Origin of the sequence: Cellulomonas fimi (genome assembly GCF_028583725.1) — a bacterium.
GTDB lineage: Bacteria > Actinomycetota > Actinomycetes > Actinomycetales > Cellulomonadaceae > Cellulomonas > Cellulomonas fimi_B.
In genome coordinates, this window is sequence record NZ_CP110680.1 from 2,888,953 (window position 1) to 2,912,004 (window position 23,052).

Annotated in this window: 21 protein-coding genes and 2 tRNA genes; 7 read left to right on the forward strand and 16 right to left on the reverse strand. The window is 76.1% G+C overall.

Annotated features, from left to right (window positions below; genetic code table 11):
- Window positions 1-22: 22 nt before the first annotated feature.
- From OOT42_RS13040 to OOT42_RS13070, 7 genes are all read right to left on the reverse strand, one after another.
- Window positions 23-523: an acyl-CoA thioesterase gene (locus OOT42_RS13040; RefSeq protein WP_273651629.1), complete on the reverse strand. Its 501-nt coding sequence runs from the start codon at window positions 521-523 to the stop codon at window positions 23-25.
- Window positions 524-575: 52 nt separating this feature from the next.
- On the reverse strand, window positions 576-2,348 hold the full coding sequence (locus OOT42_RS13045; protein WP_273651630.1) for a dynamin family protein: 1,773 nt from the start codon (window positions 2,346-2,348) through the stop codon (window positions 576-578).
- Window positions 2,345-4,312, reverse strand: a complete 1,968-nt coding sequence (locus OOT42_RS13050) for a dynamin family protein (protein WP_273651631.1) — start codon at window positions 4,310-4,312, stop codon at window positions 2,345-2,347. The genes OOT42_RS13045 and OOT42_RS13050 overlap by 4 nt, the downstream gene beginning before the upstream one ends.
- A 233-nt stretch (window positions 4,313-4,545) precedes the next feature.
- Window positions 4,546-6,228, reverse strand: coding sequence for an energy-dependent translational throttle protein EttA (gene ettA, locus OOT42_RS13055; RefSeq protein WP_273651632.1), 1,683 nt, complete (start codon window positions 6,226-6,228; stop codon window positions 4,546-4,548).
- A gap of 115 nt (window positions 6,229-6,343) precedes the next feature.
- On the reverse strand, window positions 6,344-6,898 hold the full coding sequence (locus tag OOT42_RS13060) for a single-stranded DNA-binding protein (RefSeq protein WP_273651633.1): 555 nt from the start codon (window positions 6,896-6,898) through the stop codon (window positions 6,344-6,346).
- 170 nt (window positions 6,899-7,068) lie between these two features.
- The gene (locus OOT42_RS13065; RefSeq protein WP_273651634.1) at window positions 7,069-8,589 is read right to left on the reverse strand and encodes a GTPase; all 1,521 of its coding nucleotides are present in this window, start codon (window positions 8,587-8,589) and stop codon (window positions 7,069-7,071) included.
- The gene (locus OOT42_RS13070) at window positions 8,586-10,355 is read right to left on the reverse strand and encodes a dynamin family protein (RefSeq protein ID WP_273651635.1); all 1,770 of its coding nucleotides are present in this window, start codon (window positions 10,353-10,355) and stop codon (window positions 8,586-8,588) included. Before OOT42_RS13070 ends, OOT42_RS13065 begins: the two co-directional genes overlap by 4 nt.
- Before the next feature lie 163 nt (window positions 10,356-10,518).
- Between OOT42_RS13070 and OOT42_RS13075 the strand changes: the two genes are divergently transcribed.
- A tRNA-Arg gene (locus OOT42_RS13075) sits at window positions 10,519-10,594 on the forward strand.
- A 31-nt stretch (window positions 10,595-10,625) separates the two neighbouring features.
- On the opposite strand, the gene OOT42_RS13080 is transcribed toward OOT42_RS13075, so the two are convergent.
- The 5 genes from OOT42_RS13080 to OOT42_RS13100 all read right to left on the reverse strand — a co-directional run bounded on the left by OOT42_RS13080 (window position 10,626) and on the right by OOT42_RS13100 (window position 14,815).
- Window positions 10,626-11,027, reverse strand: a complete 402-nt coding sequence (locus OOT42_RS13080) for an ATP-binding protein (RefSeq protein WP_273651636.1) — start codon at window positions 11,025-11,027, stop codon at window positions 10,626-10,628.
- Window positions 11,017-11,349 carry an STAS domain-containing protein gene (locus OOT42_RS13085; protein WP_273651637.1) on the reverse strand — a complete coding sequence of 111 codons (333 nt, stop codon included), beginning with the start codon at window positions 11,347-11,349 and terminating at the stop codon, window positions 11,017-11,019. Before OOT42_RS13085 ends, OOT42_RS13080 begins: the two co-directional genes overlap by 11 nt.
- Window positions 11,349-13,286, reverse strand: a complete 1,938-nt coding sequence (locus tag OOT42_RS13090; protein ID WP_273651638.1) for a glycosyltransferase family 2 protein — start codon at window positions 13,284-13,286, stop codon at window positions 11,349-11,351. The genes OOT42_RS13085 and OOT42_RS13090 overlap by 1 nt, the downstream gene beginning before the upstream one ends.
- Window positions 13,283-14,476, reverse strand: coding sequence for a PP2C family protein-serine/threonine phosphatase (locus OOT42_RS13095; protein WP_273651639.1), 1,194 nt, complete (start codon window positions 14,474-14,476; stop codon window positions 13,283-13,285). Before OOT42_RS13095 ends, OOT42_RS13090 begins: the two co-directional genes overlap by 4 nt.
- 96 nt (window positions 14,477-14,572) lie before the next feature.
- Window positions 14,573-14,815, reverse strand: a complete 243-nt coding sequence (locus OOT42_RS13100; RefSeq protein ID WP_273651640.1) for a hypothetical protein — start codon at window positions 14,813-14,815, stop codon at window positions 14,573-14,575.
- Between the two features lie 236 nt (window positions 14,816-15,051).
- Here OOT42_RS13100 and OOT42_RS13105 point away from each other — a divergent pair, with 236 nt between their 5' ends.
- The 3 genes from OOT42_RS13105 to orn all read left to right on the forward strand — a co-directional run bounded on the left by OOT42_RS13105 (window position 15,052) and on the right by orn (window position 16,491).
- Window positions 15,052-15,261, forward strand: a complete 210-nt coding sequence (locus OOT42_RS13105; protein ID WP_273651641.1) for a hypothetical protein — start codon at window positions 15,052-15,054, stop codon at window positions 15,259-15,261.
- Between the two features lie 228 nt (window positions 15,262-15,489).
- Window positions 15,490-15,750: a hypothetical protein gene (locus OOT42_RS13110; RefSeq protein WP_273651642.1), complete on the forward strand. Its 261-nt coding sequence runs from the start codon at window positions 15,490-15,492 to the stop codon at window positions 15,748-15,750.
- Window positions 15,751-15,810: 60 nt separating this feature from the next.
- A complete protein-coding gene (orn, locus tag OOT42_RS13115) occupies window positions 15,811-16,491 on the forward strand; it encodes an oligoribonuclease (protein ID WP_273651643.1) in 681 nt (226 codons plus the stop codon).
- 74 nt (window positions 16,492-16,565) lie between these two features.
- Here the strand turns inward: orn and OOT42_RS13120 are convergent.
- The 3 genes from OOT42_RS13120 to OOT42_RS13130 form a co-directional block, all read right to left on the reverse strand.
- Window positions 16,566-16,641, reverse strand: a tRNA-His gene (locus OOT42_RS13120).
- A 103-nt stretch (window positions 16,642-16,744) separates the two neighbouring features.
- On the reverse strand, window positions 16,745-17,674 hold the full coding sequence (locus OOT42_RS13125; RefSeq protein ID WP_273651644.1) for an ATP-grasp domain-containing protein: 930 nt from the start codon (window positions 17,672-17,674) through the stop codon (window positions 16,745-16,747).
- Window positions 17,671-18,753: an ABC transporter ATP-binding protein gene (locus tag OOT42_RS13130; RefSeq protein WP_423775898.1), complete on the reverse strand. Its 1,083-nt coding sequence runs from the start codon at window positions 18,751-18,753 to the stop codon at window positions 17,671-17,673. The genes OOT42_RS13125 and OOT42_RS13130 overlap by 4 nt, the downstream gene beginning before the upstream one ends.
- A gap of 122 nt (window positions 18,754-18,875) precedes the next feature.
- On the opposite strand from OOT42_RS13130, the gene OOT42_RS13135 reads away from it, so the two are divergent.
- The 3 genes from OOT42_RS13135 to OOT42_RS13145 all read left to right on the forward strand — a co-directional run bounded on the left by OOT42_RS13135 (window position 18,876) and on the right by OOT42_RS13145 (window position 21,407).
- Entirely contained in the window at window positions 18,876-19,550 is a 675-nt protein-coding gene (locus OOT42_RS13135) for an ABC transporter permease (protein ID WP_273651645.1), read from the forward strand.
- Window positions 19,551-19,561: 11 nt separating this feature from the next.
- Window positions 19,562-20,332: an ABC transporter permease gene (locus OOT42_RS13140; protein WP_273651646.1), complete on the forward strand. Its 771-nt coding sequence runs from the start codon at window positions 19,562-19,564 to the stop codon at window positions 20,330-20,332.
- Window positions 20,333-20,402: 70 nt separating this feature from the next.
- Window positions 20,403-21,407 carry a glycine betaine ABC transporter substrate-binding protein gene (locus OOT42_RS13145; RefSeq protein WP_273651647.1) on the forward strand — a complete coding sequence of 335 codons (1,005 nt, stop codon included), beginning with the start codon at window positions 20,403-20,405 and terminating at the stop codon, window positions 21,405-21,407.
- A gap of 130 nt (window positions 21,408-21,537) precedes the next feature.
- Here the strand turns inward: OOT42_RS13145 and OOT42_RS13150 are convergent, their stop codons facing one another.
- On the reverse strand, window positions 21,538-23,016 hold the full coding sequence (locus tag OOT42_RS13150) for a dihydrolipoyl dehydrogenase family protein (protein WP_273651648.1): 1,479 nt from the start codon (window positions 23,014-23,016) through the stop codon (window positions 21,538-21,540).
- Window positions 23,017-23,052 lie beyond the last annotated feature (36 nt).

The following is a 23,052-nucleotide window of genomic DNA, read 5'->3' on the forward strand; positions in this document are numbered from 1 at the left end:
GGCGCCGCCCCGACCGCCGGGGTCAGGCCTCCGGGCGCCGCCGGTGCCGCACGGGCTCCTCGACGTAGCGCTGCCACGCCTCCCGCTCGGCGTCGCCCAGGCGGCGCGGTCGGCCGGTCGCGGTGTCGACGAGCACGAGCGTGGTCGTCGCCCGCGCGTACACGGTGCTGCCCGGGTCGGCCGCGGGCCGGTCGCGCACCTCGTAGCAGACGTCGAGGCTCGCCCCGCCGAGGTGGCCGAGCCACATCTCGACCAGCACCGGCGAGCGCCGGTAGCCGAGCGGGACCAGGTACTCGATCTCCTGCCGCGCGACGAGCGTCGACGTCTGCGCCCCCGGGCCGGCGTCGAGCACGGCCGTCGGCCAGGTGCCGTCGGGACGCGTGCCGTCCTGCGCCTCGGGGTGGCGCCAGAACGCCTCGATCCGCGCCTCCTCCAGCAACCGCAGCATCTCCACGTTGTTGACGTGCGCGTACGCGTCCATGTCGGACCAGCGCAGCTGCACGGGGACCTCGAGCCGAGCCACACGACCTCCTTCGCCGACCAGCGATCCTACGAGCCCGGCGGGCGCCCGCGCCTCACGCCGCGGCGCGGCTCGCGGCCGACGCGCACGCGGCCCACGCGCCCAGCTCACCGGTCACCGGACGCACGACGAGGTCCCGGGCGACGTCGTCGACGCCGGCCCGCAGCCGTCGCCGCACGCGGGCGGCCCGCCGGCGCGCGCCCACGCCCGCGAGCACGCGCGACACGAGGGCGAGCAGCACGCCCAGGAGCACGCCGCCGACGGTCAGCACGGTCGGCCACGGCACCTCCCCCCACGTCGGGGTCGGAGGCTCCGGCAGCCGGAGGTACGCCAGCCCGGCGAGCGCGGCGAGCCACACCGCACCCGCGATCGCGACCGTGAGGAGCACCCACTGGACGACCCCGACCGCGCGCCACCACCGCGGGTCGCGCGCACCCGCCGGGGCCGACGCGACGACGACGCGGTCCAGCGCGTCCGGGATCGCGTCGCGCGAGACCGCCGCACGCGCGGCGAGCGTCCACGCGTCCGGGACCCCGGTCGTCGCCGCGTCCAGGAAGTCGCGGACCGCGATCGAGACCTGGGCGCCGGCCGTGGTCGCCGGGCGCGGCAGGGACGACCGGCGCGACGCGGCGTCCTCGTCCGACGGTGCCGCGCCCGTCGAGGTCGCGCGGCGCCCGGTGAGCGCGTCGAGCGCCGGCGGGCGTCCGAGGCCGAGCCTGCGCAGCGGGTCCGCGCGCAGCCGCCCGACCCACCGCGTGACGGGCCAGCCGGTCGCGGCGCGCGCCTGCCCGAGCGCGGACCGGCGCGTCGCGTCGACGACCAGCGGGACGCCCGCCGCGACCTCGAGCGCGTCGACGAGCCGCGACGCCGCCCGGTCGGTGCCGGACGCCGCCCCCTGCGCGCTCCCGCACGCGTCGCGCAGCGCCGCACCCGCGGCCCGCACGTCCGCGACGACACGCTGCGTCGCGGCCCGGCGGCGGCGCGCGGCGTCGGCGAGGTGGTCGCGCAGCGCGTCCACGCCCTCACCCGTCACGGCGCTCACGGGGACGACCGTCACGTCCCGCAGGCCGTCCTGCGCGGCGATCCGCCGGACGTCCGCCACGACCTCGGTGACCTCGCGCGGTGTCAGGCGGTCGGCCTGGTTGAGCGCGAGCAGCAGGACCGCGGCGTGCCCCGCCATCGGCCGCAGGTACCGCACGTGCAGCGCGGCGTCCGCGTACTTCTGCGGGTCGACGACCCACACGAGCAGGTCCGCGCGCGCGTACAGCCGCTCGGCGACCGCCCGGTGCTCGGCGACGACCGAGTCGTGGTCCGGCAGGTCGAGCAGCACCGCACCGGTCGGCAGGTCGGGCAGCCCGTCGACCGGCCGCGGGCGTCGCCGCACGAGCGTGCCGAGCCCGCCGAGCGCGCCCACCCGGCCCCGGGCCCGCACGACGTCGGTGGCGTCCTGACGCTCGCCGCCGACCACCACGCGGTCGCTCACCTCGAGCCAGTCCAGCAGGTCGTCGGGGCCCGATCCGGCCGCGGGCGCCGCACCCGGAGGCGGCAGCACGACTGCGAGCGGGCGCCCCGTCGTCGGGCGCGTCACCCCCGGTCGGGCGATCTCGGCGCCGACGAGCGCGTTGAACAGCGACGACTTCCCCGACCCGGTGGCGCCCGCGAGCGCGACGACCGTGTACTCGCCGGACAGCGCGAGCCGTTCGCGCGCGCGAGCGAGGACCGCCGCCGCCGACGCCTCGACCTGGGGATCCACCCGGCCGGTCGCGAGCCGCACCGCCTCGTCGAGGGCGGCCAGGCGCGACCCGGGGTCGACGTCCGCGGGGCTCATGACCGGCCGCCCCGACGCACGCGCGCCCACCACCCGCGCAACCCGCCCTCACCCGCGTCACCGGGTGCCACCTCGCCGGCCGGGACCGCGGTGTCCTGCCGACGGCCGTCGCGCCGGCGCTCGCCGAGCCCCGACCCGCGCAGCCGTCCGCCACCGTGCCCCGTCGCCGACGGCGACGCGGTAGCGCGCGCCCCCGGCTCCGCGGGCGTACCCGTCACGACGGACGGCGTCCGGGCCGCGACCTCGACGAGCGACGCACGCGCGCGCAGCGCCCCGCCGTCGACGACGCCCGCGGCGAGCGGCTCGAGCACCGACGTGAACCGCGACGCCTCGGAGTCGAGGATCTGCGCCACGCGTGCGTCCAGGCGCTCGTGCGCGGTGCGGGTCAGGCGGCGCACCGCCTCGTCGCCGAAGACCGCCTCGAGCAGCCGCTGCGCGAGCAGGGCCGTGCCGCCGACGATGCCGACCTCGGCGCCCGTGAGCCCGCCGGTCGACGCGAACACCGCGACCATGAGCGCCGCGCCGAGCCCGTTGACCCCGAACGAGACCGCGCGTGCAGTCGCGCGCTTCTCCGCGCCCTCGCCGCGCACGAGTTCCAGCACGTCGTCCTGCCAGGCCCGGACCTGCTCCTCGGCCCGCACGCGCAGGTCGGCCGACGCGCGCGACAGCGCGAGCCCCTGCAGCAGCGGCTGCCCGGCGGGGTCGTGGTGCCAGTCGGCGTGCGCGCGCGACGCGGCGTCCTCCGCGGCGTCGACGACCAGGGCCGTCACGCCGTGCCCGACGGCCTGGGCGAGTCCCGGGTCGGCCGCCCGACGGCCCGTCATCGCCCCCACGACGCGGTCCCGGACGCGCGACACGCCCGCCTCCAGGCGCCGGAACCACTCACCGGTCCCGACGACGTCCTGCCAGCGCGCCAGCACCTCGCCGCGCAGCATCGTGCCGTCGGACGTCTGCTCGGCCACGCGGGTGCGGGCGGCGGCGTAGGCGGCGACGGCCGCGTCACGCAGACGGTCGGCCGCGACCCGCTGGTCGTCGGCCGCGTCGGCGACCACCCGGGCGCGCACCGCCACGTCGAGCACGGCCCCGTCGCGGGTCGCGGCCACCGCGCGGGCGCGCACGTCCGGGTCGAGCGCGAGCGCCATCAGCCAGTCGGCCACGGCGGCGATCTCGACCTCCGGCAGCAGGCCGTCCTCCAGCGCGCTCTCGCGCACCACGTGGACCGCCGCACCGCCCAGCCCGCGGTCCGCGAGCATGCGGCGCAGGTCGGCGGCCACGGCGTCCTCCGTACCGGCGTCGACGCGGTCGAGCACGAGCGCGAGGTGCGTGCGGCGCCGCTGCGCCTCGGCGAGCAGCTCCCACGGGACGGCGTCGGCGTAGCGGGCGGCAGTCGTGACGAACAGCCACGCGTCGGCGGCGCGCAGCAGCTGACCCGCGAGGTCCCGGTTCGCCTCCTCGACCGAGTCGACGTCGGGCGCGTCCACGAGCGCGAGCCCGCGCGGCAGGGTCGTCGAGGCGACGGTCCGCAGCGCGCGGCCGTCGGTGCCCAGGTCGGCGCGTCGGGGCCCGCCGGGCGCCCCCGTGTCGCCGCCGTGCTCGCGCAGCCGGGCGAGCCCGGGCAGCACGCGTGCCGCGTCGACGTCGCGCGCGTCGTCCGGGTGGTGCACCAGCACGGGGCTGCGCGTCGTCGGCCGCAGGACGCCCGACGTGCTCACGTGCGCGCCCAGCAGCGAGTTGAGCAGCGTCGACTTCCCGGCGCCCGTCGAGCCGCCGACGACGACGAGCGTCGCGGCGTCGGGGTCGCGCACGCGCGGCAGCAGGTGGTCGTCGAGCTGGTCGAGCAGCCGCCGGCGCTCCGCGTCCGCGGGGGCCGCGGCGGGCGTCGCGAACGGCAGCGACACCGCGGCGAGCGCGTCACGGAGCCCGAGGAGCGCGTCGACGAGGCTCGGGGTCTCGCTCGTCGCCACGCGCCGTCCTCCTGTCGTCCGTCGTCCGTCGGCCGCGCCGCCCGTGCGGGGTCGGCCGTGCCGCCCCAGCCTGCCTCCTCGCGCCGCGCGACGCGCGCCGACCACGCCGCCGACGCGCCGGGAGACACCGACACCGCGCCGGACCCCGCCACCCCGCGCACGCCCCTCGCACGACCCCGCGCACGACGACGGGCCGCGCGGATCGCTCCGCACGGCCCGTCGTCGGCAGGGGGTCAGTCGCGCCGCAGCTTGCGGTACGTCACGCGGTGCGGGCGCGCCGCCTCGGCACCGAGGCGCGCGACCTTGTTCTCCTCGTAGGACGCGAAGTTGCCCTCGAACCAGTACCAGCTCGCCGGGTTCTCCTCGGTGCCCTCGTAGGCGAGGATGTGCGTCGCGACGCGGTCGAGGAACCACCGGTCGTGCGACACGACGACCGCGCAGCCGGGGAACTCGAGCAGCGCGTTCTCGAGCGAGCCGAGGGTCTCGACGTCGAGGTCGTTGGTCGGCTCGTCGAGCAGCAGCACGTTGCCGCCCTGCTTGAGCGTGAGCGCGAGGTTGAGGCGGTTGCGCTCACCACCCGACAGGACGCCCGCGGGCTTCTGCTGGTCCGGGCCCTTGAACCCGAACGCCGCGACGTACGCGCGCGAGGGCATCTCGACGTTGCCGACCTTGAGGAAGTCCAGGCCGTCGGAGACGACCTCCCACAGCGTCTTCTTCGGGTCGATGCCGCCGCGCGACTGGTCGACGTAGGAGATCGACACGGTCTCGCCGATCTTCAGGTCGCCGCCGTCGAGCGGCTCGAGCCCGACGATCGTCTTGAACAGGGTCGTCTTGCCGACGCCGTTCGGACCGATGACGCCGACGATGCCGTTGCGGGGCAGCGTGAAGGACAGCCCGTCGATGAGGGTGCGGCCGTCGAAGCCCTTCTCCAGGTCCTTCGCCTCGAGGACGATCGACCCCAGGCGCGGGCCCGGCGGGATCTGGATCTCCTCGAAGTCGAGCTTGCGCGTGCGGTCCGCCTCGGCGGCCATCTCCTCGTAGCGGGCCAGACGCGACTTCGACTTGGTCTGGCGACCCTTCGCGTTGGACCGGACCCACTCGAGCTCGTCCTTGAGGCGCTTGGCGAGCTTGGCGTCCTTCTTGCCCTGGATCGCGAGGCGCTCCTGCTTCTTCTCCAGGTAGGTGGAGTAGTTGCCCTCGTACGGGTAGAGGCGCCCGCGGTCGACCTCGCAGATCCACTCCGCGACGTGGTCGAGGAAGTACCGGTCGTGCGTGACCGCGAGGATCGCGCCCGGGTAGTCCTTGAGGTGCTGCTCGAGCCAGAGCACGCTCTCGGCGTCGAGGTGGTTGGTGGGCTCGTCGAGCAGCAGCAGGTCGGGCTTCTCGAGGAGCAGCTTGCAGAGCGCGACGCGGCGACGCTCACCACCGGACAGGACCTTGACGTCGGCGTCCGGCGGCGGGCAGCGCAGCGCGTCCATCGCCTGCTCGAGCTGGGCGTCGAGGTCCCAGGCGTCAGCGGCGTCGATGGCCTCCTGCAGCTGGCCCATCTCGGCGAGCAGCGCGTCGAAGTCCGCGTCGGGGTCGGCCATGAGGGCCGAGATCTCGTTGTAGCGGTCGAGCTTGCCCTTGATCTCGGCGACGCCCTCCTCGACGTTGCCGAGCACGGTCTTGTCCTCGTTGAGCGGCGGCTCCTGCTGGAGGATGCCGACCGTGTAGCCGGGGCTCAGGCGCGCCTCGCCGTTCGACGGCTGGTCGAGCCCGGCCATGATCTTGAGGATCGTCGACTTGCCGGCGCCGTTGGGGCCGACGACGCCGATCTTCGCGCCGGGCAGGAAGTTGAGGGAGACGTCGTCGAGGATGACCTTGTCGCCGTGCGCCTTGCGCGCCTTGTACATGGTGTAGATGAACTCAGCCACTGGCCTGTCGTCCGCCTCGGTGTCGTGGTGGTGGACGACGTCGGCGGGCCGCTCGGGGTGTCGGCCACCCGGCGGCCCGGCCGCGTCGTCGGTTGCGGTCCCCCAGCCTAGGCGATCACGCCACGACGACCGGAGCGAGCGGCCCGTCGACCCGTCCGGAGACCACGCCCGGGCCGTCGTCGTCGACGTGCTCGCCGGGCACCATGTCGTCGCCGGCCTCGGCGAACCCGGTCACGTCGACGGGCGCGCGCGTCCCGCCGTCCGCGGCGTCCCCCGCCTGCCCGTCCGCCGCGTCGGCGCCGGTCGTGACGGTGCGCGCGAACCGCGCGGTGCCGAACGTGAGGTCGTGGCCGACCGCGCTCGCCTCGACGACGAGCGACGTGCGCGGCCCGTCGTCGGCCTGCCACTCCTCGGTGGACAGCCGCCCGTGCACCACGACGGGGTCGCCCTTGCGCAGCGACTCGGCGACGTTGAGCGCCCCGGACCGCCAGATCTTCACCGTGAACCACTCGGTCCGGCCGTCGCGCCAGGCGCCCTCGCGCCGGTCGAACCACCGCCGCGTGCTGGCCATGCGGAACGACGTGAAGGGCACCGTGCCCGGTGCGTTGAAGTGCCGGACGTCGCTGCCGACCCACCCGACGAGCGTCAGGTCGAGGGAGTGCGTGCTCATGCTGGTCTCCTGTGCCGCGGCCCCGCCGGTGCGGGGCGTGTGCGGCCAGCGTCGGGCGCGCACCCCGAGCGGCGAGGCCGCGAGGTGCGAACCGGTGGACCAGCGTGCGGCACGGCGGGCTGTGGGCGGCTCGGCACGTGGCCGCCGAGCCCGACGACCCGGGGGTGCGGTCAGCCCCGCGCGGCGTCCACGAGCTCGCGCACCGACCGGTGCTCGTCGAGCACCGCACGCGTCGGGTCGGCCAGCCGCCCGCGCGCGACCCGCTCGAGCGCGGCACGCCCGTCCCGCAGCACCCGCGCCGCGCGTCGCCGCGCCGCCGCCCGGCGCGTCGAGAACGACGCGACCACCGCGAGCACGGCCGCCGCCAGCAGCACGAGCGCCCCCGCGGGCGCCCACGGGTTGGCCCGCACGCTCGCGAACCCGGACCCGAGCGCGACCGACCCGATCGTCACGGCGCCGGCGGCCAGCACCACGCCGAGCCCGAGCAGCCACGCCGCGGCGACCGAGCGCCGCGCGACCACCGTCACCTGCGCGAGCGCGTCCGTCACCGCGAGCCGCAGCTCGGGCGTCGTCGCGACGCGGTGCGCGACGTCCTGCTTCCACGACCGCGGCAGCCCGGCCGTCGACGCCGCGAGCCAGTCGGACCGGGCCAGCGCGACCGAGTCCTCCTGCACCGGCCCGAACGTCGGCGACGCGGACGACCCTCCCCGGACGACGGCGGCGACGGCCCCGGCGACCGCGGGCAGCCCCGCGGCGTCGGCGAGCGTGTCGACGACGCCCCCCAGCGCGAGCGCCGCGGGCGCGGGCTCGCGGTCCGCGACCTGCCCCGCGAGCGCGGCCGCCGCGTCGTTGACCTCGGCGCCCGCGCGTCGCGCGGCCGCGGAGCGCCCCTCGACGGTCTGCGCGAGCCGGGCGCGCAGGTCGGCGACGCCCTCGCCGGTCCGCGCCGACGCCGCGAGCACGGGCACGCCCGTCAGCCCGTCCTCCTCGAGGAGCCGGTCCACGTCGGCGACCAGCTCGGGCCGCACCTCGGGCGGGACGGTGTCGACCTGGTTGAGCACGACGACCATCGACGCCTCGTGACCGACGAGGCGGCGCAGGTAGCCGGAGTGCAGGGCGTCGTCGGCGTACTTCTGCGGGTCGACGATCCAGACCAGCAGGTCGGCCTGCGGCAGCAGCCGGTCGACGACCTCCCGGTGCTCGGGCGCGATCGAGTCGTGGTCGGGCAGGTCGAGGAGCACCAGGCCGCGCAGCGCCGCCTCGCTCTCGCCGTCGAGCAGGCTCTCGCGCACGGTGCGCCGGTCGGGCCTGACGCCCAGCCAGTCGAGCAGCGGCCCGCCGTCGGTGGCCCACACGCACGCCGTCACGTCCGACGTCGTCGGGCGCTTGACGCCCACGTCGGCGAGCGGCAGCCCGCACACCGCGTTGAACATGCTCGACTTCCCCGACCCGGTGCCCCCGACGAGCGCGACGACCGCGTGGTCGACGCCGAGCTCGAGCCGCTCGCGCACCCGGTCGATGGTCTGCCCGACGCGTGCGACGACGGGCGGCTCCAGCCGCGCCCCGCCGACGACGAGCGCCTGGTCCAGCGCGCCGACCCGCTCCTCGAGGCGCACCGTCTCGTCGCCGTGCAGCGCCGCCTCCAGCACGTGCCGGTGCACGGCGTGGCTCCGCGTCCCCTCGGTCGTCACGTCAGTCCCTTCAGCACGGCCAGCCGGAGGCGCAGCAGCGAGGCCGCGTCCTCGGCCAGGTCGGGGTCGGCGAGCACCTTGCCGACCGACGCGCGCTCGAGCGCCACCTGGGCCTCGACGCGCGACTCGAGGTCGTCCCGCAGGTCGGCGACCACCTTGTGCCCCGCCGCGCCGAGCAGGTCGACGAGCAGCTCCGTGGCCTCGTCGACGCCGGCGGCCCCGGCGAGCGCGAGCGCGGCGAGACCGTCGGTGCCGAGCGCCTTCTCGGCACGCTGGCGGCGACGGCCCTCGCGGGCGACGTCGCGCGGCTTGCGCGGCCGCCCGTCCTCGTCGCTGGTCGGCGGCGGCACGGCGAGCGCGGCGCGCAGGGCACGAGGCCCCTGCGCGGTCCACGCCCGGGCGGTGAGCTCGGCGCTGCGCAGCCGCACGGGACGGTCGGCCTGCACGTCCCAGGCGGCGTCGACGGACGGGCCGCCCTCGGGCGCGGCGGGACCGGTCAGCGTCTCGTGCAGGACCTCCTGCGCGTGCGCGCCGGCGGCACCCAGCACGGCGGCGGCCGAGCGCATGAGGTCCTCGACGAGCGGCCCGACCGCGGTGGCGCGCGCACGGCCCTCGCGTGACGACCCCGTCACCCGGCCCGACGCGCGCAGCACGGACGCGAGCGGCGCGCCGTCGGCGGTGAGCTCGGCCCACCGGGCGCGCACCGCCCCGTCGGCCACGGCACCGTGCCGCAGCGACGCCACGGCCTGACGCGTGGGCGCGTCCAGGGCGTCGTCGAGCGTGCGGGCGATCCGGGCCGCGGCGTCGGACTGCGCCTGCACGGCCTCGGCGAGCTCGTCGACCCAGGGGCGCAGCGCAGAGAGCGACCCGCGCAGGGTGCGCCCGACGACGGTCCGCGCCCGGTCGGGTCCGGCGAGCATCATGAGCCAGCGCTGCACGGGCGCGACGACGCCCGACGACAGCAGTCCCTCGTGCGGCCCCAGGTCGGGGACGACGAACAGCGGCGAGCCCTCGAGCCCGTGCGTGCGCAGGCGGTCGAGCAGGTCGCCCCGGACGGTCGGCAGCGACGCGGGCGGGACGCGGTTGAGGACCATGGCGATCGACGTCCCGCGCTCCACGGCGGCCTCCAGCACGCGCCACGGCAGGGCGTCGCCGTACCGCGCGGCGGTCGTGACGAACAGCCAGAGGTCGGCGGCCTCCAGCAGGCGGTGCGCCTGCTCGCGGTTGGAGTCGAGCACCGAGTCGAGGTCGGGCGCGTCGAGCAGCGCGATCCCGCGCGGGACGGCTTCGTCGGAGACGACCTCGACGAGCTCCAGCACGGGGTGGTGCGACAGCAGCTCGTCGTCGAGCGGGTGGTGCACGAGGACGGGGCGGCGGGTGGTGGGCCGCAGGACGCCCGCCTCGCTGACCTCGCGCCCGACGAGCGAGTTGACGAGCGTCGACTTGCCCGCGCCCGTCGAGCCGGACACGACGACGACGGCCGGGGCCGACAGCTCCGTCAACCGGGGCACGAGGTGCTCGGCGAGCTGGTCGACGAGCCGGGCCCGCGACGCGCGCGCGGAGTCGGTGCCCGCGAGGTCCAGCGGGAAGCCCGTGCGCTCCACGTCGCGGCGCAGGTCCTTGACGGCGTCGAGCAGCGAGGTGGCCGCCAGCGGCCGCGCCAGGACCTCGCGCGGGTCGCTCGCGGCGTGCCGCGCACGGCTGGGCGGCGCCGCGTGCGACCCGTGCGCCGGCGGCGCGGGGACGGTGCCGGGCTGCGCGCTCACGCGCTCATTGTCGTGGCGCGATCTGACCTGGACAAACGCGCCACGCTGTGACACGTGCCCCGATCCTGACCGGATGCAGGTTGTGCAGGCCTCGTGCGGCGCCTCACGACGCCCCGTCAGGACCGTCGCCGACGCCCGCGAACACTAGGCTGGGACGTCGCTGGCCCCCGTAGCTCAACGGATAGAGCAACGGCCTTCTAATCCGTCGGTTGCAGGTTCGAGTCCTGCCGGGGGCGCCACCCGATCGTCCGCGGTCCGCCGCGCCCGGCGTCACACCCGCCTCCTCCGCGACAGGGTCCAGAGCGTCGCGCCGCCCCGGTCGGTGCAGGTCAGGTCGACGAGCATCCGCGTCAGCGCGAGGCCGCGCCCCGACTCGGCGTCCGTCCCGGGCATGGGCGCCTCGAGGTCGACGGCGGGAGGCGGCCCGACGTGCGTGATCTCCGCGACCAGACCGTGCGCGTCGGCGCGCAGGAGCAGGTGACCGCCGCCGGGCCCGTGCCGGACGACGTTGCCGGCGACCTCGACGACAGCCGTCTCGAGCGCGATCCGGTCGCTCTCGCCGACGTCCCCCGCGGACCGCCACAGCCGGTCGAGCGCGTCGTGGACGCGCGCGAGCACGACCGCGCCGTCGGCCCCGCCGAGGTCCTCCTCGACGCGGACGTCAGGAGGCACGCAGGGCGTCCTCGACGGTGTCGTAGGGCCGCAGCACGCGGTCCATCGTCGTGAGCTGGAGCACCGTCCGGATCTGCGCGCCGGGGCGGGCGATCCGCAGGTCGCCGCCCACCTCGCGGGTGGCGCGCAGACCCCCCACGAGCGCGCCGAGCCCGGACGAGTCCATGAACGTCGTGTCCTCCAGGTCGAGCACGACGACCCGGTGCCCGGCGGCGACGGTCTCGTCGACGCGGGCGCGCAGCTCGGCGGCGGTCACCATTGTGAGGCGCCCGGCGGGCCGCAGCACGGCGGCGTCGGGTCGCAGGTCGGTCTCGATCTCCATCAGTCCATCCTCTCCGCGCCCGTGTACCCGCGGTACCGGAGCGCCTGCACGATCACGCTGAGCACGACGAGGTCGTACGCCACCCAGAGCAGGTTGACGGACGTGCCGACCCACGGCGCGTGGCCGAGCCCCCAGCGGACGACCCCGACGACCGCTGCGAGCACGAGCACCGCCATCGCGGTGAGCTGCGGCACGACGAGCCGCCACGACCCGCCGCCGTCCTGGCGCACCTTCGGGGTGACGGCGAACCCGAGCGGCCGGCCGAACCACACGTTCGCGGCCGCGGTCCACGTCGCCTTGATCCACACGGGGAACAGCGCGAGCGAGTACTGCTGCCCGCGCCACGTCCGGATCCCGCGCGCCGCGACGAGGAACAGCACCTGGCTCGCGATCTGGAACGGCAGGAACCGCGCGAAGAAGTCCCACGTCCAGGCGGTGACGGGCAGGACGCCGAAGCACAGGAAGATGACGGGCGCCGCGAGGTACACGACCGCTGCGAAGCCCGACAGGTAGCTCCACATGGTCGCGAAGTACATGAGCCGCTGCCCGAGCCGCAGCCCGCGCACGGTGAGCGGGTTCTCCTGCAGGAACACCTGCATGGTGCCCTGCGCCCACCGCAGCCGCTGCGTGATCATCGTGCCGAGGTCCTCGGGCGCGAGACCGTGCGCGAGCACCTCGTGGTGGTAGACGGTCCGCCAGCCGAGCGTGTGCAGCCGCATCGCGGTCGCCATGTCCTCCGTGACCGACAGCGTCGCGACGGGCATGACGGGCTGTGCCTCGTCGCCGCGGTCGACGTCGACGGCCCGCACGAGCGCCTGCACCGACGCGAGCGCGCCGAGCGGCGACAGGTCGCGGTCGGTGAGGCGCGCGAGCGCGGCGTCGTCCACGACGGGTGCGCCGAGCTCCGAGTCGGTGTCGATCGGCCACGCGCCGATCGCGTCCAGGTCCGCGCGGATCGCCGCGAGGTCGGTGTCGACGAGCCCGCCGGACACCTCGTCGACGCGCCGCTGGAACGCGTAGGTGACCTCGCCGAGGGGGCTGCCGGCGTCGAGCTCGGCCAGCGACGTGCGGGCCGCGACCGCGACCTGGTCGACGGCGGCGGCGACGCGCGGGTCGTCAGCGCGCCGGCGGGCCCGGGCGAGCACGGTGCGTGACGTGCGCAGCGCGTCCCGGATCGCAGCCTCGGTCGCGCGCACGTACCCGACGAGCCCGAGCTGCATGAGGGCGTCGCGGCGCAGGATCGCGTTCGACCCGCAGAAGAACGCCGCGTTCCAGCCGTCCTTGCCCTGCTGGATCGGCCCGTAGAACAGCGGTGCCTGACTGCCGAGCGGGTCGGCGTCGGGCACGTTCGTGAACCACTGCGGCGTCTGCACGAGCGCGACCTGCGGGTCGGCGAAGTAGCCGAGCGTGCGGTCGAGCAGCGCCGGGTCCGGGATCTGGTCGGCGTCGAGCACGACGAGCAACTCGCCGTCGGTCCGGAACAGCGCGTTGTTGAGGTTGCCCGCCTTGGCGTGCCGCGGGCGGTCCTGCCAGTCGTCCCCCCGCACCAGGTACCCGACGCCCGCGTCCCGCGCCGCGGCCTCCAGCGCCGGCCGGGCGCCGTCGTCGAGGACCCACGTGCGGTGCGGGTAGCGGATGTCGCGCGCAGCCACGGCGGTGCGCATCACGAGGTCCAGCGGCTCGTCGTAGGTCGTCACGAACACGTCGACGGTCAGCCCCTCGGGCGGCGCGTCGGGCTGCGGCCGGGGGGTCGCGCGCCACATGGTCACGCCGAACAGGGCGACGTCGACGAAGCTGTACGTCTCGGCGATCACGAGCGGCACGGCGATCCACCACGCCGACCAGTTCACGGACTCGAGCCAGCGCCACACGACGTAGTTCGCGCCCAGCAGGATCGTCAGCGCGACGACGACCCGCAGCAGCAGGAGCCGGCTCACGACGCCTCGCGGTGCACCGCGACGACCGTGAGGTCGTCCGGCCGGTCCGTCGCTCCGCGCGCGAGCGCGAGCACCCGGTCGACGGCGTCGGTGGCACCCGCGGCACCGGCGAGACGACGCGCGACCTCGTCGACCGACGCGACCGTCCCGTCGAGGACGTCGAGGACCCCGTCGCTGAACGCGACGAGCACGTCGCCGGGCGCCAGGTCGACGTGCGCGGCGTCCCGGACGGGCGGGGGCGAGTCCGGGTCGAGCGCGGCGGCGAACCCGAGCGGCGGACCCCCGGGCTCCAGACGGGTGGTCCGCCCGTCGGCGCCGACGACGACCGCGAGCCCGTGCCCGGCGTCGACGTACTCGACGCGTCCGGTGCCCGGGTCGAGCTGTGCGTGGAACGCGGTCGCGAACATGGACGTGCCGGACAGGTCGAGCGCGAGGCTCTCCTCAGCGGTCGCGACCGCGTCGGCCACGCCACCCCGCCGGGAGGCCGCCCGCAGGACCGCGCGCACGGTCGCGGCGATGATCGCCGCTCCCCCGCCCTTGCCCATGACGTCCGCGAGCGTGAACGTGAGCCGGCCGTCCGCGAGCGCCCAGTCGAAGAAGTCGCCGCCGACGCCGCGCACCGGCAGGCACGCACCGGCGACGCCGTACCCGGGCACGTCGGGGACGGTGCGCGGCAGCAGCCCGGCCTGCACCCGGGCGGCGCGCTGGAGCTCGTCGTCGACGACCAGCTCCTGCTCGACCCACGACGCGAGGTCCCGCAGCAGCGCCGCCTCCTGCGCGCCGAACGCCCGCGGCTGCACGTCCATGAGGCACAGCGTCCCGACCCGGTGACCGCCGGGTGCGACGAGCGGGTGCCCCGCGTAGAAGCGCAGGAACGGGTCGTCGACGACCCACGGGTTCGCGTCGAACCGGGGGTCGGCGGTGGCGTCCTCGACGACGAACGTCCCCGGCTGCTCGATCGTCAGCCGGCAGAACGACGTGTCACGCGGCGCCTCGTCCTGCTCGAGCCCGACCTTCGCCTTGTAGAACAGCCGGTCACGGTCGACGAGCGACACGAAGGCCGTCGGGACGCCGAAGAGCTGCTGCGCGAGCCGCACGACCCGGTCGAACCGCTCCTCCGGCGGCGTGTCCAGGACGTCGAGCCGGTGCAGCGCCGCGAGCCGCGCGTCCTCCACGCTGTCCACCCCCATGCGACCGACCGTAGCCAGGGGCGACGACCGCCCGCACACCGAGCGCACGCCCGTCGACCGGTTCGTCCCGATGTGTCGGCGACGACCCGGCAGGAATCACCCGGCGCCGGTGCCGCGCCCGTGCGGGACGCCGTCGAGCGGCGTGGTGCGGCGGCGCGCCGTCCGAACGACGACCGCGACGACGGCGAGCCCGGCGGGCACGAGCAGGTGGGCACCGGCGAGCACCAGCAGGACGACCACGAGGACGCCCGCGACGACCGCCGCCCACCACCCCGGGCTTCCACGCCGGAGCAGCCGCAGCGCGGCGAGCACGCCCGTCCCCCTCTCCCACCGCGTCACGCCCGGTCGAGACGGCGCGCGGACGACGACCGTCGAGGTCCTGCCACGTCGGCGGGGCGACCCGACGCACGGCCCGGAACCGGGCGAGCAGGCCGGGGAAAACCCTGTGACACACGTATCTGGCGCGTGGTTCGGTGTCCTTGATCCACCGACGACCGGGCCAGCAGGGCCCGGCTTCGCCATGCCCACACCCACCACCGGCGACGGTCGCGTCGCCATGCCCGAGGAGCCTCACCGTGCATCCCACCATGACCTACGAGCTCGCCCGCCAGGAGAACGCCCGCCGCCTCGAGGAGGCGACGATCGCCCGTGCCCGTGCGCGCGTCACCGCCGCGAGACGCGCGTCCGACGCCTCGAGGCGACCGCCGCATACCGAGCGCGTCGCGCTCCCCCTGGTCCTCGCCGGTCTGTTCTCCGGCAGCTGGTCCGGCGCCGTCGCCCGCTGACGACCGCCGCACCGAGGCCGGTGCCCCGCCCGGGGCACCGGCCTCCGTCATGTCCCCGGCGGGGTCGTGCCGGGCGACGCGGTCCGCCGCCGTCGCCGGCACACGGCGCCCGGCGTCACCCGTCGGCAGGACCGCGGCAGGACGGCGACCTCCGCCGCCCGCCCGCCGTGCCACCATGTGCGCCATGCCGCACCGCCCCCACCTCCGCCGCACCCGCGGGGCGCGCTGATGGGGCGGCACGCGACGGGAGGCGCCCCGGTCCCCGCGCCGCGCGGCGCACGTGCCCGGGCGGTCGTCGTGCGGTGGCTGGAACGGCTCCTGATCGCCCTTGGGGCCGGCGCCGCGACGCTCGCCGTCCTGCGCTGGTCCGGCGTCGGCTGGACGACGACGTGGTGGTGCGTCGGCGGCGTCGCCGTCCTCGTCCTGGTCGCCGGCGCGCTCGCCTCGACCGTCCCGCCGCCTCACCCGGGCGACCCGCGCCGCCGCTGACGCGGCGCCCCGTCCGCGCGGGTCCGGCGGGCGCGACCGCTGCACCCGTAGGCTGGCCCGGTGACCAGCACGCCGACCCCCGCGACGCCCCCCGCCACGACGCCGAACGGCCACGAGAGCGCCGAGCGCATCGTCTGGATCGACTGCGAGATGACCGGGCTCGACCTGGTCGCCGACGCGCTCGTCGAGGTCGCGGCAGTGGTGACCGACTCCGAGCTGCGCGTCCTCGGCGGCGGCGTCGACGTCGTGATCAAGCCTCCCGCTGCAGCCCTCGACCAGATGAACGACTTCGTGCGCGCGATGCACACGACGTCCGGGCTGCTCGACGAGCTCGCCGGCGGCACGACGCTCGAGGAGGCGCAGGCGCAGGTCCTCGACTACGTGCGCACCTGGGTCCCGGAGCCGTCGAAGGCCCCGCTCGCGGGCAACTCGGTGGGCACCGACAAGACGTTCCTCGACCGCGACATGCCCGAGCTGGTCGGGCACCTGCACTACCGCGTGGTCGACGTGTCGTCGATCAAGGAGCTCGCCCGCCGCTGGTACCCGCGCGTGTACTTCGCGTCGCCGCGCAAGAACGGTGGGCACCGCGCGCTCGCGGACATCCTCGAGTCGATCGACGAGCTGCGCTACTACCGCGCGGCGCTGCTGCCGGCGCAGCCCGGGCCGGACTCGGCGACGGCGCGGCAGATCGCGGCGGAGGTCGTGCGGACGTCGGTCAAGGGCACGGTCACCGAGGCCTGACCGCGGCCAGGGCCCGGGACGCGGCCGGAGAACGACGAAGGGCGTCGACGGGAGACCGTCGACGCCCTTCGTGCTGGGGTGGCTAACGGGACTTGAACCCGCGACCCCCTGGACCACAACCAGGTGCTCTACCACCTGAGCTATAGCCACCACGTTCCGCCCGCAGGTGGTGGTACCCGCGGACCGGTCCCGACGCGAACGTCAGGGCCGACGAGAAGTGTACCGGGTGCCGGAGGGTGGTCCGGAACCCGATTCAGAGACGGCGGACCAGCGCGTCGGCGAACACGTCGACCGACCCGGGCGCGTAGCCGAAGAAGAACGACGGCTCGGTGAGCTCGACCTCGAGCACCACGGGACGGCCCTCGTCGTCGGGGATGAGGTCGACGCGCGCGTACAGCAGCGGGTTCGCGTGCTCGGGGAACAGCTCGCCGAGCGCGGCGACCACCCCGTCGGCGAGCGCGCGCTCGGCGTCGCTCGCCTCCCGGGCGGACATGACCTCGCGCCGGTACAGCACGCCCTCGGTCTCGCCCTCGCGGTACGGGCCCTCGAGCAGCGCACCCTTGCGGACGGCGTGGCTGAACTGCCCGTCGACGTAGACGAGCGCCGTCTCGCCGACCGTGTCGACCTGCTTGAGGTACCGCTGGATCATGACGTGCCGCCCGACGCCGAGCAGGTTCTTGGCGTGCCGGATGGCGAGCGCGCGCGACGGCGTCTCGTCGGCCTGGTAGCGGCCGGTGTCGCGCGAACCGGCGCTCACCGTGGGCTTCACGACGAAGTCGCCGAACGCCGGGAAGCGCGTGTGGATCGCGCGCGCGTCGAAGTTGCGCTCCGGGTCGAGCCAGATGGTCGGGACGATCGGCAGGCCGCGCTGCTCGAGGGCGCGCAGGTACGTCTTGTCGATGTTCCAGACGACGACGTCGGCGGGGTTGAGCAGCACGCTCGTCCGGCCGACGCGGCGCGTCCACTCGGTGAACAGGCGCGGGCGCTCGGTGTAGTCCCACGTCGAGCGGATGAGCACGTGGGAGTACGTCGACCAGTCGACCGTCGGGTCGTCCCAGACGACGACGTCGGTCGCGACGCCGCGCGCGAGCAGCGCCTCGCGCAGCGGCTGGTCGTCGGGGTCGAGCTCCGGGAGCGCGGAGCAGGTCGCGATGGCGAGCCGGGCGGTCGTGGGCGTGGTCACGTCGGCAGCGTACCGACGGGGTCGCCGCCCGTCGCCGGGTCCGCGGACCGGTCCGGCAGGCGGTCGCCGCCGGAGTCGTCGACGGCGGCCTCGTCGGTGAGCCGGCGGAGCGCACGCAGCACGGTCGCGGCGGTCGCGGACCCGACGACGCGGTCGCCGTCACGCACCGTCACGCGCCCCTCCGACCCGCCGTCGGGCCCGGCGAGGATCGTCGCGAGGACGTCGCCGAGCTCGTCGCCGACCGCCACGCCGGGAGCGCCGGCCGGCCCGGGGGTCGGGGCGTCGAGGTCGTCGGCCGCGAGCCGGCCGAGCGCGAGGAGACGGGCCAGGCGGCCCCGCCCGACGAGGTCCGCGACGGCGTCGGTGGCGGGCCGGGCGACGACGTCGAGCGGGGTCGCGAGCTGCTCGACGTGCGCGCCGGCCGACAGGACCGCGACGCGGTCGCCCATGCGGACCGCCTCGTCGATGTCGTGCGTGACGAGCATCACGGTCGTGCCCACCTCGCGCTGGATGCGCGCGAACTCGGTCTGCAGCCGGCGCCGGCCGACCGGGTCGACCGCGCCGAACGGCTCGTCCATGAGCAGGACGGGCGGGTCGGTGGCGAGCGCGCGGGCGACGCCGACGCGCTGCCGCTCGCCGCCGGACAGCTCGTGCGGATAGCGACGGCCGTACGTCGCGGGGTCGAGGCCGACGAGCGCGAGCAGCTCGTCCGCGCGCGCGGACGTGCGGCGACGGTCCCAGCCGAGCAGCCGCGGGACGGTCGCGACGTTCTGCGCGACCGTGCGGTGCGGGAACAGGCCGACGTCCTGGATGACGTACCCGATGCGGCGTCGCAGGGCGACCGGGTCGACGTGCGTGACGTCGTCGCCCTCCAGCAGGATCCGGCCCGACGACGGCTCGACGAGCCGGTTGGCCATGCGCAGCGTCGTGGACTTGCCGCAGCCGCTCGGGCCGACGAGCACCAGCACCTCCCCCGGCCGGACGTCGAGCGTGAGGTCGTCGACGGCGGCACCGCCGCGGCCGTGGGCGGCGGGGTACTGCTTGCGGACGTGCTCGAACGCGATGGCGGGCTGGACCACCCACCGGACGCTACTGCCCGCGTCCGACACCCGCCTCCCCCGGGCGCTCCCGCAGGTCGCGGGCGGAGTCGTCGGGGCGGGCGCCGGGTGCGGGTGTCGGTGGTCGCGGTTACCGTCGGCGGATGCTGTCAGCAGCACAGCCGGACAACCCGTGGTTCTCGTGGGAGTACCTGCAGCGCAACGCCGAGGACGTCCTCGCCGCGCTCGGTCAGCACGCGTCCCTCACCGTCCAGGCCGTCCTCATCGCGTCGCTCGTCGCGCTGCCCCTCGGCGCGTGGGCGCACGTCCGCCGCCGCTGGGCGGGACCGGTGCTCGGCGTCGCTGGGGTGCTCTACACGATCCCGTCGCTCGCGCTGTTCGCCGTGCTGGCGCCGTACACCGGCATCGGACGCACGACCGTGCTCATCGGGCTCGTCGCGTACGCGCTGCTCGTCCTCACGCGCAACGTCGTCGTGGGGCTCGAGGGCGTGGACCCGGCGGTGCGCGACGCGGCGCGCGGCATGGGGTACGGCCGGGCGCGGCTGCTGCTGACGGTCGAGCTGCCGAACGCGCTGCCGAGCATCGTCGCGGGGCTGCGGCTCGCGACCGTGACGACCGTCGCCCTCGTGACCGTCGGCGTCGTCGTGGGCTACGGCGGGCTCGGGCAGCTGATGTTCCGCGGCTTCCGCAGCAACTACCACGCCGAGATCATGACCGCGACGGTGCTCTGCCTGCTGCTGGCCCTGGTCTGCGACCTCGTCCTCGCCGGCGTCGGGCGGCTCGTCACGCCGTGGGCCCGCACGGCGCGGCCGGTCTGAGGGGGGCGCGCGTGGACATCCTGGCCGAGGCGTTCGCCTGGCTCAACGACCCGCTCAACTGGACCGGCCGCAACGGCGTGCTCGCGCTCACCTGGGCGCACGTCGTCGTGTCGGTGCAGGCGGTGCTGCTCGCCGCCGTGGTCGCGCTGCCCGTCGGGCTGTGGCTGGGGCACCGCGGGCGGGGCGCCACCGTCGGGGTCGTCGTGGCGAACACGACCCGTGCGCTCCCGACGCTCGCCCTGCTCACGCTGCTCGCCGCGAGCGGCGTGTTCGGCAACCCCGCGACCGTCCTCGCGTGCGCGGTGTTCGCCGTGCCGCCGCTGCTGTCGGGCGCCGTCACCGGTCTCGGCGAGGTCGACCCGGGCGTGCGTGACGCGGCACGCGGCGTCGGCATGTCCGGCACCCGGCGGCTGTGGGCGGTCGAGCTCCCGCTCGCCGTGCCGCTCCTCGCCGCGGGCGTCCGTACGGGCGCGGTGCAGGTGCTGGCGACGGTGCCGCTCGCGGCGCTCGTCGGCGGCCGCAGCCTCGGCACGATCGTCGTGACCGGTTTCGGCACGCAGCGGTACGGTCAGGTGCTCGCGGGCGGCCTGCTCGTGGCGGCGCTGTGCCTCGTCGCCGAAGGGCTGCTCGCCCTCGCCCAGCGGGCGGTCACGCCCGCCGGCCTGCGGTCCCGCGACCGGGCCGCGCGTCCGACCGCCGGTCGACGCCGGCTCCGCCGCGGGGCACCACCGGTTGCCGCCGCCGCGCCCGACCTGTCCAATGAACCCGCCCCATCGAGATGACCCACTCCGCACCCTCGACCAGCGGGGCCACCCACCCGTGACCGTCGTCGGCAGACGTCAGGAGACCGCCATGCGCACGACCCGTCCCGCCCGTCTCGCGATCATCGCCGCCGCCGTGCTCGTGCTCGGCGCGTGCGGCACCCCCGGCTCCGGCGGCGGCGAGGCCGACCCGACCTCGTCCGGCTCGTCGGGCAAGCCCGTCTGCGACCCCGTCGCGGGTGAGCAGCTCGTCGTGCTGGAGGACGACGGGGGCCTGCAGAACGCCGACAACGTCATCCCCGCGGTCAACGCCGGGGTCGCGCAGCAGAGCCCGGCGGTGATCGAGCTGCTCGACACGGTGTCCGCCGCGCTCGACACCGACAAGCTCATCGACCTCAACAAGGCCGTCGACATCGACCGCCGCACGTCGAGCGAGGTCGCCAAGGAGTTCGTCGCCGACGAGGGTCTCGCGGCGGACGACGCGTCCACCGGGGCCGGCCTCTCGCTCGTCGTCGGCGCCGCGAACTTCTCCGAGAGCGTGACGCTCGCCGAGATCTACGGCGAGGTCCTGCGGTCCGCGGGGTACCAGGTCGAGGTCCGCACGATCGGCAACCGCGACACGTACCTGCCCGCGCTCGTCGACGGCACGCTGTCGACCGTCCCGGAGTACGCGGCGACCCTCGCCGACTTCCTCAACGCCCGCGTCAACGGCGCCGACGCCCCGTCGGTGTCGAGCGACGACGTCGACGAGACCGTCGCGGCCCTCACGCCGCTCGCGGAGCAGTCGGGCCTCGCGGTCGGCCAGCCGTCGGCCGCGCAGGACCAGAACGCGTTCGCCGTGACGAAGGCGTTCGCCGACGAGCACGACGTGACGACGCTGACCGAGCTCGCCGACGCGTGCGGCGGCCTCGTCCTGGCCGGCCCGCCGGAGTGCCCCGAGCGCCCGTTCTGCCAGCCCGGTCTCGAGGAGACGTACGGCATGGAGATCGGCGAGTTCAAGTCGTACGACTTCGGCCTGATCGGCGCCGCCGTGCGGCAGGGCGACGCGGCGATCGGCCTGGTCCTGTCGAGCGACGGCTCGCTGGCGACCGACTGACGCACGTGCGACGGCCCCGTCTGACGGTCGGGCTGAGCCCACCGGCCGGCGGGGCCGCGGCGTGCCCGGGCGCGGGCGCGGGCGGGAGCGTGCCCGGCGGGGCCGCGGCGTGCCCCGAGGGACCGCGCGGTCAGAGGTCTGCGGCCTCCAGGAGCCGCAGCCACACCTCCGACACCGTCGGGTACGACGGCACCGCGTGCCACAGGCGGTCGAGCGGGACCTCGCCGACGACGGCGATCGTCGCGGCGTGCAGCATCTCCGCGGCGTCGGGTCCGACGAACGTCGCCCCCACGACGACGCCGCGCGACCGGTCGACGACGAGCTGCGCGGCCCCCGGGTAGTCCTCCGACGCGACGGACGCGCCCGCGACGTCGGCCAGGTCGTACCGCAGCACGTGGACGTCGACGCCGTCGCGACGTGCCTGCGCCTCGGTGCGACCGACCCACGCGACCTCGGGACGGCTGAACACGACCTGCGGCACGGCGTGGAGGTCGGCGGTCGCGCGGTACCGGCTCCAGGGTGCGGCGTCGCGCTCGCCGGCCGGGCCGCCCTCGGCGTCGTCACCGCCGGGGTGGAACCGGGCCGCGACCACGTCGCCCACGACGCGCGCGTCGTACTTGCCCTGGTGGGTGGTCGCCGTCCGCCCGGTGACGTCGCCCGCGGCGAACAGCCAGCCGTCGTCGACGCCGGCGACCTGGAGGGCGTCGTCGACGCGCAGCGGCTCCCCGGGCGTGAGCCCGACGGTCTCGAGGCCGAGCTGCGAGGTGCGCGGCCGGCGACCCGTGGCGACGAGGACCTCGGACGCGTGCACGACGCTCGCGTCCGGGTGCGGGCCGCCCGACGTCGCGGCGACGTCGAGGTGCACACCGCCGTCGTCACGGCGCACGCCCGTCGCCTCGGCGTTCAGCAGCACGCGCACGCCCGCGGCGCGCAGGTCGTCGGCGACCGCCTCGCCCGCGAACGGCTCGGCGTTGCCGAGCACCCGGCCACCCCGCACGAGCAGCGTCACCTCGGACCCCAGGTCGGCGTAGGCGCGGGCCATCTCGACGCCGACCACGCCCCCGCCGAGCACGGCGAGCCGGGCCGGGACGTGCTGCGCGGCGGTCGCGTCGCGGCTCGTCCAGAACCCCGCCTCGGCGAGGCCCGGGACGTCGGGGACCACCGGCTCCGAACCGGTGGCCAGCACGACGGCGTGCCGCGCGCGCACCTCGGTCTCCGTGTCACCGGAGACGAGGAGCGTGCGCGGACCCGTGAGCCGGGCGTGCCCGCGCAGCAGCGTCAGCCCGACGGACTCGACCCAGGACACCTGGCTCGCGTCGTCCCAGTGGTGCACGATCTCGTCCCGGCGCGCGAGCACCGCGGCGGCGTCGACCGTGGCGTCGGCCACGGCGGCCTTCGCACCCGGCACGCCGCGGGCGGACGCGAGCACCGCGCCGGCGCGCAGCAGCACCTTGGAGGGCATGCACGCCCAGTAGGAGCACTCGCCCCCGACCAGCGCGTGCTCGACGAGCGCCACGCTCAACCCGGTACGGCTCGCACGGTCGGCGACGTTCTCGCCGACGGCCCCGCCGCCCACCACCACGACGTCGAACTCCTGCTGACTCGGCATCGCCCCATCGTGGCGGCAGCCGCGTCCGAGCGCAGG